9 protein-coding genes are annotated in these 7429 nt (G+C 61.7%); 4 read left to right on the top strand and 5 right to left on the bottom strand.

Annotated features, from left to right (window positions below):
- A partial coding sequence (locus tag QZ522_RS07450; protein WP_294609215.1) for an FAD-dependent oxidoreductase occupies window positions 1-327 on the bottom strand: 327 nt, incomplete at its 3' end.
- Between the two features lie 88 nt (window positions 328-415).
- Window positions 416-871 carry an RNA polymerase-binding protein DksA gene (gene dksA, locus QZ522_RS07445; protein ID WP_294609213.1) on the bottom strand — a complete coding sequence of 152 codons (456 nt, stop codon included), beginning with the start codon at window positions 869-871 and terminating at the stop codon, window positions 416-418.
- Between the two features lie 156 nt (window positions 872-1027).
- Here dksA and QZ522_RS07440 point away from each other — a divergent pair, with 156 nt between their 5' ends.
- The 4 genes from QZ522_RS07440 to QZ522_RS07425 all read left to right on the top strand — a co-directional run bounded on the left by QZ522_RS07440 (window position 1028) and on the right by QZ522_RS07425 (window position 4879).
- Window positions 1028-1867 carry a MoxR family ATPase gene (locus QZ522_RS07440; protein WP_294609212.1) on the top strand — a complete coding sequence of 280 codons (840 nt, stop codon included), beginning with the start codon at window positions 1028-1030 and terminating at the stop codon, window positions 1865-1867.
- A gap of 282 nt (window positions 1868-2149) precedes the next feature.
- Entirely contained in the window at window positions 2150-3517 is a 1368-nt protein-coding gene (locus QZ522_RS07435; RefSeq protein ID WP_294609210.1) for a DUF2927 domain-containing protein, read from the top strand.
- 3 nt (window positions 3518-3520) lie between these two features.
- Window positions 3521-3688 carry a hypothetical protein gene (locus QZ522_RS07430; protein ID WP_294609208.1) on the top strand — a complete coding sequence of 56 codons (168 nt, stop codon included), beginning with the start codon at window positions 3521-3523 and terminating at the stop codon, window positions 3686-3688.
- Window positions 3689-3694: 6 nt separating this feature from the next.
- Complete coding sequence (locus QZ522_RS07425) at window positions 3695-4879, top strand: VWA domain-containing protein (RefSeq protein ID WP_294609206.1); 1185 nt, start codon at window positions 3695-3697, stop codon at window positions 4877-4879.
- Window positions 4880-4966: 87 nt separating this feature from the next.
- Here QZ522_RS07425 and QZ522_RS07420 read toward each other — a convergent pair whose 3' ends face one another.
- From QZ522_RS07420 to QZ522_RS07410, 3 genes are read right to left on the bottom strand one after another with little or no spacing between them, the layout of a single operon-like run.
- Window positions 4967-5512, bottom strand: a complete 546-nt coding sequence (locus QZ522_RS07420; protein ID WP_294609204.1) for an RSP_2648 family PIN domain-containing protein — start codon at window positions 5510-5512, stop codon at window positions 4967-4969.
- Window positions 5509-6705 (bottom strand): RSP_2647 family RNA methyltransferase, encoded by a 1197-nt coding sequence (locus QZ522_RS07415; RefSeq protein WP_294609202.1) that lies wholly within the window; start codon window positions 6703-6705, stop codon window positions 5509-5511. Before QZ522_RS07415 ends, QZ522_RS07420 begins: the two co-directional genes overlap by 4 nt.
- 45 nt (window positions 6706-6750) lie before the next feature.
- Window positions 6751-7389, bottom strand: a complete 639-nt coding sequence (locus tag QZ522_RS07410; protein WP_294609201.1) for a DUF6778 family protein — start codon at window positions 7387-7389, stop codon at window positions 6751-6753.
- Between the last annotated feature and the right edge of the window lie 40 nt (window positions 7390-7429).

Here is a 7429-nt window from a genome sequence, read left to right as displayed (position 1 = left end):
GTCGATCAGGTCGGCGCGGTGAATAAAGTAATAATCGTCATTCTCCAGCGCCCCGAGATCAAGCCGCAGCACCTCGCCGCGACGATAATCCCGCAGGCTTACGGCGCGCGCCTGCACCCCGCGCACACGCAGCGCATCGCCAAGGCCAAGGGCGCGCAGAACCGCGAATCCATTCGGGCTTATCTGAAGTCCTGCGCCCACCTCGGCGATTTCGGGGGCCTGTTCGAGAACCATCACGTCCGCCCCGCGCAGGGCAAGGGCGCGTGCCACTGCAAGCCCGCCGATTCCGGCGCCTATAACGGTTATTTTCAGCGTATCCATGCCCATACGCCACCCTTTGAACCGAAACGCGCCGGGGATAAAGCCCCGACGCGTCGTTTTGTGAAATTCGTTTGAACCGGCCGACCGTGCGGCCCTAGTCGTCGCGGTGAACTTTCTCGCGGCGCTCGTGGCGCTCTTGCGCCTCAAGGCTCATGGTGGCGATCGGGCGCGCATCCAGCCGCTTGAGGCTGATCGGTTCGCCGGTCACTTCGCAATATCCGTATTCGCCCTGATCAATGCGCCGCAGGGCCGCGTCAATCTTTGCAACCAGCTTGCGCTGACGATCACGTGTGCGCAATTCAAGCGCGCGATCGGTTTCTTCGCTGGCACGATCGGCCACATCGGGTATGGCACGGGTGCCATCCTGTAGGCCTTCGATGGTTTCGCGGCTTCCTTCAAGAAGGTCCTCGCGCCACTCCATGAGCTTGCGGCGAAAATATTCCAGCTGACGCTCATTCATAAACGGCTCGTCTTCGGCCGGTTTGTAATCTTCGGGCAGAAATGCTTCTGCTTTCATCTCGATCCCCTCATCAAGGCCAGTGTCAGGCATGATAATCTCCTACACAGGTGGCGCCCCTGCGCGGTGATCTACACCTGCCGCCGGGGATTGTCACTAGCCAATCACACGCCATTGATGTGAATTGTCGGACAATCTAGGGTGACCCAAATAACTGGCGCCAATTGCCGCGAAAAGGACGAAAATCAGATGAAATTTAAAGGCACCGACGCCTATGTCGCCACCGATGACCTGACCGTTGCGGTGAATGCCGCCGTGACGCTTGAGCGCCCGCTTCTGGTCAAGGGCGAACCGGGCACCGGCAAGACCGAACTGGCCCGGCAGGTCGCGCAATCGCTCGGGCTGCGCCTGATCGAATGGAACATCAAATCGACGACCAAGGCGCAGCAGGGTCTTTATGAATACGACGCCGTCAGCCGTTTGCGCGACAGCCAGCTTGGCGAAGAGCGCGTGCATGACGTGAAAAACTATATCAAGCGCGGCAAGCTCTGGGAGGCCTTTGCCTCTGATGACAAGGTTGTTCTGTTGATCGACGAGATCGACAAGGCCGATATCGAGTTTCCCAACGACCTGTTGCAGGAACTCGATCAGATGGAATTTCATGTTTACGAGACCGGCGAAACCATCCGCGCCAAAAGCCGCCCGGTGATCATCATCACCTCGAACAACGAAAAAGAGCTGCCGGATGCATTTTTGCGGCGCTGTTTTTTTCATTACATCCGCTTTCCCGACATGGATACGATGCGCAAGATCGTCGAGGTGCATCACCCCGGTATAAGGGACGCGCTTCTGACCACCGCGCTGACCCAGTTCTTCGAAGTGCGCGAGCAGGTCGGCCTTAAGAAAAAGCCCTCGACCTCGGAGGTTCTGGATTGGCTCAAGCTTATTCTCGCCGAGGATCTCAGCCCCGAAGACCTGCGCCGGGACGGGGCCGATTCCCTGCCCAAGCTGCATGGCGCGCTTTTGAAGAATGAACAGGATGTGCACCTGTTTGAACGGCTGGCCTTCATGGCGCGTCGCCAGCGGTGAGCACGGTGACGGGACCGGCGGGCTTTTGCGTCGTGAAAACCTCTGCCGGTCCCCGCCCCCGGAGACCTCTGATGGCGCTGCCAGATTATTGCCCTGAAAGCTCCTTACCCGGAACAGGATGCGCATCGATTCCTGCCCTGACCCGGTCCTGGCGGCGACCGGAACACGGTGGCGTGTGATCCCCGTGCGATTGCTGCTGTTGCCGCCTGCCCCAACCGGTATTTGGCCCCTCGCCTCTATTGCGGGGGGATTTTTGATGTTAGAAAGAATTTCGAGGGCCTGATGCACCGTATGATTTTGCCAATATGCCTGCTGCTTGGTGCTTGTGCGCCGGGTATGCACAACGAAATGCCCTCGCGCGCGGCGACGCGGCATGAAATCACCATGCCGCCGATGAAATCCTTCTCGGCGCCGCGCCCGATCCCGCCGCAACGCTCGAACCGCGATATCCAGCGCGATTTTCTCGACCTGAGTTTTCAGCTTGAATCGGGGCGCGTGCTTCAGCATCTGTCGCGCTTCGAGGGGCCGATCACGGTGCAGGTCACGGGCCACCCGCCGACCACCCTGATTCCCGATCTCACCCGTCTATTGCACCGCCTGCGCACCGAGGCCGGCATCGACATCAGCCGTGTCAGCGGCGACAACGCCAATATCACGATCGAGGCCGTCAGTCGCGACGACATCCGCCGCCACCTGCCAAAGGCCGCCTGTTTCGTTGTGCCCAACATTTCCCGGCTGTCGCAATATCGCAGAGCGCGCAATTCCCGGCAGACCGATTGGAGCCAACTCAGGCAGCGCGAAAAGATCGCCATCTTCGTGCCAAGCGATTCGAGCCCGCAAGAGGTGCGCGATTGCCTGCACGAGGAACTGGCGCAGGCGCTTGGGCCGCTCAACGATCTCTATCGGCTGACCGACAGCGTCTATAATGACGACAATGTGCATGCGGTGCTGACCGGCTTTGATATGCTGATCCTGCGCGCCTATTATGCACCCGAGCTGCACAGCGGCATGTCACGCCGCCAGGTCGAGGCGCGCCTGCCCGGCATTCTCAGCCGCCTGCATCCCGGTGGCGATCATGTGGCACCGCACTTTGTCGACCGGACGCCGCGCGCCTGGATCGACGCGATCCAGACCGCCCTTGGGCCCGGCAGCCGCCCCAATCAGCGCCGCCTTGCCGCCAATGACGCCCTGCGCATCGCCATTTCGGCCGGCTGGAGCGATCACCGCCGCGCCTTCAGCCATTTCGCGCTTGGTCGCCTGACCCAGGCCAGCAACCCCGAGTACGCACAGCAGCAATTCGTCACTGCCGAACAGTTCTACAAACGCACTCCCGGCACCGAGCTTCACCAAGCCTTCAGTGCCGCGCAACTTGCCGCCCATGCGATCAGCAAGGGGCTTGGCGAAGACGCGCTTGCGCTGCTTGGGTCACATCAAGCCACCGCCGAACGCCATGAAAACGCAGCGCTTTTGGCCACGCTCATGATGCTGCGCGCCGAGGCGCTTGATCTGACCGGGCGCACCACCGAAGCACAGAGCATTCGGCTGGACAGTCTGGGCTGGGCGCGATACGGCTATGGCGCAGATTGGGCGGTGCGTGCGAAACTGAGAGAAGTGACCGCGCTCAGCCCGTTGAAAGGACCGAACGGGTAAAACATGATCGTTATTCTGGGGGCACTTCTGGGCGCTGTTACCGGCGCCCTTCTGGCGCGGCGCCGTAAAGGCAAGCTCGCGGATATTCTGCAATATGCATTCGTTTATGCGCTTATGTTTGCCCTTGCGGGTCTGTTCGTGACGCTGATCATTCACCGCAACGTCATCTAGAACGCGATGTTCCTGCCGTTTTTCGAGAATCTCAGAAAAGCCGGCCTGCCGGTCTCGCTGCGCGAGTACCTGACCTTTCTCGAAGCGATGAACGCGGGCCTCGTGACCTATGATGTCGAAGGGTTCTATTACCTCGCACGCAGCGCCATGGTCAAAGACGAGCGCCTGATCGACCGGTTCGACCGCGCCTTCGCCGCAAGCTTTGACGGGCTTGAAGCGATCAGCACGCAGGACGTCCTGGACGCGGTAGAGATTCCGAGGGAATGGCTTGAAAAGCTGGCCGAAAAGCACCTGAGCGCGGAAGAACGCGACGAGATCGAGGCGCTTGGCGGGTTCGACAAGCTGATGGAGACCCTCAAAGAGCGCCTCAAGGAACAGCAGGGCCGCCATCAGGGCGGCAGCAAATGGATCGGCACCGCCGGCACAAGCCCGTTCGGTGCCCATGGCTATAACCCCGAAGGGGTGCGCATCGGACAGGACAAATCCCGCCATCAGCGTGCGGTCAAGGTCTGGGACAAGCGCGAGTTCCGCAATCTCGATGACACCGTCGAACTTGGCACGCGCAACATCAAGGTGGCGCTCAAGCGGCTGCGCCGATGGGCCCGCGACGGCGCGGCAGACGAGCTTGACCTCGACGGCACGATCCGCGCCACAGCCGAGCATGGCTATCTTGACGTCCAGACCCGCCCCGAGCGGCGCAATGCGGTCAAGGTGCTGTTGTTTCTCGATGTCGGCGGAAGCATGGACCCGCATATCAAGGTGGTCGAAGAACTGTTCAGCGCCGCCCGCGCCGAATTCAAGCATCTGGAATATTACTATTTCCACAACTGCCTTTATGAAGGCGTATGGCGCGACAACGCCCGCCGCTGGAATGCCCAGACCCCGACGCAAGAGGTGCTGCGCACCTATGGCCCTGATTACAAATGTATATTCGTGGGCGACGCCAGCATGTCACCCTATGAGATCGCCTATCCGGGTGGGGCAAACGAGCATTGGAACGCCGAAGCCGGTCAGGTCTGGCTAGAGCGGGCGCGCGGCCAATGGGCGAACAATCTCTGGATCAACCCGCTGCCGCGCAACCAGTGGGATTACACCCATTCGATCGGCATGATCCGCGAGATTTTCGAGGATCGGATGGTGCCGATGACGCTTGAGGGGCTTGACCAAGGCATGCGCGACCTGGTGCGCTAAAGCATATTGCCCAAAAGGGAAGATACTCCGTGGGGCTTCTTCTTGGCAAAAATACTCACCTGCGCCACGCCGCCACCCTGCCCTGCCTCAGACGGCGGAAAGCGCCTTGGCCAGACGCGGCAGGCGCGCCTTTTTCAGCAATGGCCGCATTTCCCATGTGCCCTTTGACAGGCGCACAGCCTCGGCCAGAACGCGGTCGGCGACATCGCTCACAAGTCCCGGCTGCGCGGTCCAGATGCCGTGCAGAAACGCATCCGGATCGGCCCGCCAGAGCCCCTCTTCGGCAAGGATATTGCGCGGAAAATCGCGGGCGTTCAGGGTGATGATTCCATCGGCATAACCCGCGATCGCCGCCGCCAGAACATGGGTGTCGGCCGGGTCCGGCAACCAGAGCCGCGCTTCGAGAGAGGGCGCATAGGTGATCTCGGCCTCGGGCCACGTGGCGGCCATCATCACCGCCTCGGATTGCGCCTGCGCAAGGCCCTCGGGGCCCAGCTTTGCTGCGGTGTGCTGCCACTCTGCGATGATCCGCGCCGACCAGAGCGGGGTAAACGCCCCCGCCGCCGCCACCCCCAGAAGCATTTGCCGCATGACGGTGGGGTAGATCACACAGGTATCAAGCAGCACCTTCATAGGCGATAGAACAACGCCTTCAGATAGCCGCTTTCGGCCAGCTGCGGATGCAGCGGATGATCCGGCCCGGCATAACCGGTGTGAATCAGTGGCCCGGCGCGCCCGGCCCGCCCGATCCCGCGGCTTGATGCAGCGCGGAATTTCGAAAGGTCCGCCGCATGCGAGCAGGAACAGACAGCCAGGAAGCCCTCCGGCGCCACAAGGGCCGCGGCAAGGCGCGCGACCCGCTCATAGGCGCGCAGGCCCGCTTCGAGCGATTTCTTGTTGGGGGCAAAGGCGGGCGGGTCACAGATCACGAGATCAAAAGTCGCCCCCTCTTCGCCAAGGGCTGTCAGCACGTCAAAGGCATCGCCCTTGCGGGTTTCAAACCGGTCCTGCATGCCCATTCGCGCGGCACCCTGCGTCGCCAGTGCCAGCGCCGGTTCCGAGCCGTCAACCGCAAGCGCGTGCTCGGCACCCGCCGCAAGCGCCGCGAGGGCAAAGCCGCCGACATGCGAAAACACATCAAGCACACGTGCGCCCCTGGCCAGACGCGCGGCGAAGGCGTGATTGGGGCGTTGATCAAAGAACAGGCCGGTTTTCTGCCCGCCGGTCAGATCGGCCATATAGATCGCACCGTTCATCGGCACTGCGACCGGGGCCTCGGGCGCCTGGCCGAGAAGAACGGCGTGTTCCTCATCAAGCCCCTCAAGCGCGCGCGCGCGCCCCGAGGCGTTCTTCAGAACGGTGGTGACGCCGGTCACCTCGACAAGCGCCGCCACCAGGTCGGGCAGAACACGTTCTGCCCAGGCGGCGTTGGGCTGAATCACGGCGATATCGCCGAACCGGTCGATCACGATCCCCGGAAGGCCATCGGCCTCGGCATGGATCAGGCGATAATGCGGCGTGTCATAAAGCCGCTCGCGCATCGCATGGGCGCGGGCAAGGCGCACGCGCAGCCAGTCACGATCGACCCGCGCGGTGGCGTCACGGTCCAGCATGCGGGCCATGATCCTCGAGGCCGGGCTATAGGCGACAAGGCCAAGGGGCTCGCGATTGCCGTCCTCAAGCACGGCGATGGTGCCGGGGGCAAGTGCGCGCGTGCGGCGGTCGGTCACGAGCTCGTTGTCAAAAACCCAAGGCGCGCCGTGGCGGATTGCGCGGGCGTGCACTTTGGGAAGGAGGCGGATAACAGGATAAGGGGACAGTGTCATACTGTCCCCTTACGCGGTTTCTTGTCGGTTGGAAAAGGGAAAAGATCAGATCTGGTTCAAAGCCCCAATCAGACCGGTCGCCTCGGCGTGATAGCCTTCCGAGGTCTGAAGCTCTTGCCGGATGGCTTCGGACAGGTGGTCGATGATCCGCACCTTCTGGGTCAGGCCCTTGCGCTCTGCATTGATCGCCATTTGCCCGCCGTAAGCCTTGAAATCGACCTTGACGAACTTCGGCTCACCATAGGCTTCGCCGGTTTCCGGATTGCGCAGCAGGAATTTGAACTGCACCGCATGCACACCACCGATCGTGTAGCGCGCTTTTTCACTGAGGGCGTGAAAGCGCGTGACCATGACGTCAAGCATCACCGGAACGGTGCCGTGATCCATCCGTGCGACGCCCGCGCTTAAACCCGCCTCGAAGATCGCCTTGACCTGTTCGTGGCGATCGCCAAGCGGGTCTTCGCGCCATACGATGTCGCCACCGGGGTAATAGCGGTTCGCCTCGGATACTTTCAGGGATTTGGGAACAGACACCCGGATCGCGCGCACATCAAGCGAAAGCGGTGCCGGTTGCAACAACGCCGGGCTTTCGAGCGGCGCATTGCGGCTTGCCGTGTCAACACTGGCACAGGCCGACAGGCCGAAACCAAGCATCAGGGCAGCGATCAAACGAATATAGGTCATGTCATCCTCCACGGGCTTTTGCCCTTCGTTATGCTGGACG

The organism is uncultured Roseovarius sp., from assembly GCF_913054395.1.
Taxonomy (GTDB): domain Bacteria; phylum Pseudomonadota; class Alphaproteobacteria; order Rhodobacterales; family Rhodobacteraceae; genus Roseovarius.
This window is presented reverse-complemented; position numbering and strand designations above follow the sequence as displayed.

Excerpts from the sequence above, each read along its gene's own strand:
- QZ522_RS07410 (WP_294609201.1), bottom strand. The coding sequence starts at position 7,389 with ATGACCTATATTCGTTTGATCGCTGCCCTGATGCTTGGTTTCGGCCTG.
- QZ522_RS07430 (WP_294609208.1), top strand. The coding sequence starts at position 3,521 with ATGATCGTTATTCTGGGGGCACTTCTGGGCGCTGTTACCGGCGCCCTT.
- QZ522_RS07435 (WP_294609210.1), top strand. The coding sequence starts at position 2,150 with ATGCACCGTATGATTTTGCCAATATGCCTGCTGCTTGGTGCTTGTGCG.
- dksA (WP_294609213.1), bottom strand. The coding sequence starts at position 871 with ATGCCTGACACTGGCCTTGATGAGGGGATCGAGATGAAAGCAGAAGCA.
- QZ522_RS07440 (WP_294609212.1), top strand. The coding sequence starts at position 1,028 with ATGAAATTTAAAGGCACCGACGCCTATGTCGCCACCGATGACCTGACC.
- QZ522_RS07420 (WP_294609204.1), bottom strand. The coding sequence starts at position 5,512 with ATGAAGGTGCTGCTTGATACCTGTGTGATCTACCCCACCGTCATGCGG.
- QZ522_RS07425 (WP_294609206.1), top strand. The coding sequence starts at position 3,695 with ATGTTCCTGCCGTTTTTCGAGAATCTCAGAAAAGCCGGCCTGCCGGTC.
- QZ522_RS07415 (WP_294609202.1), bottom strand. The coding sequence starts at position 6,705 with ATGACACTGTCCCCTTATCCTGTTATCCGCCTCCTTCCCAAAGTGCAC.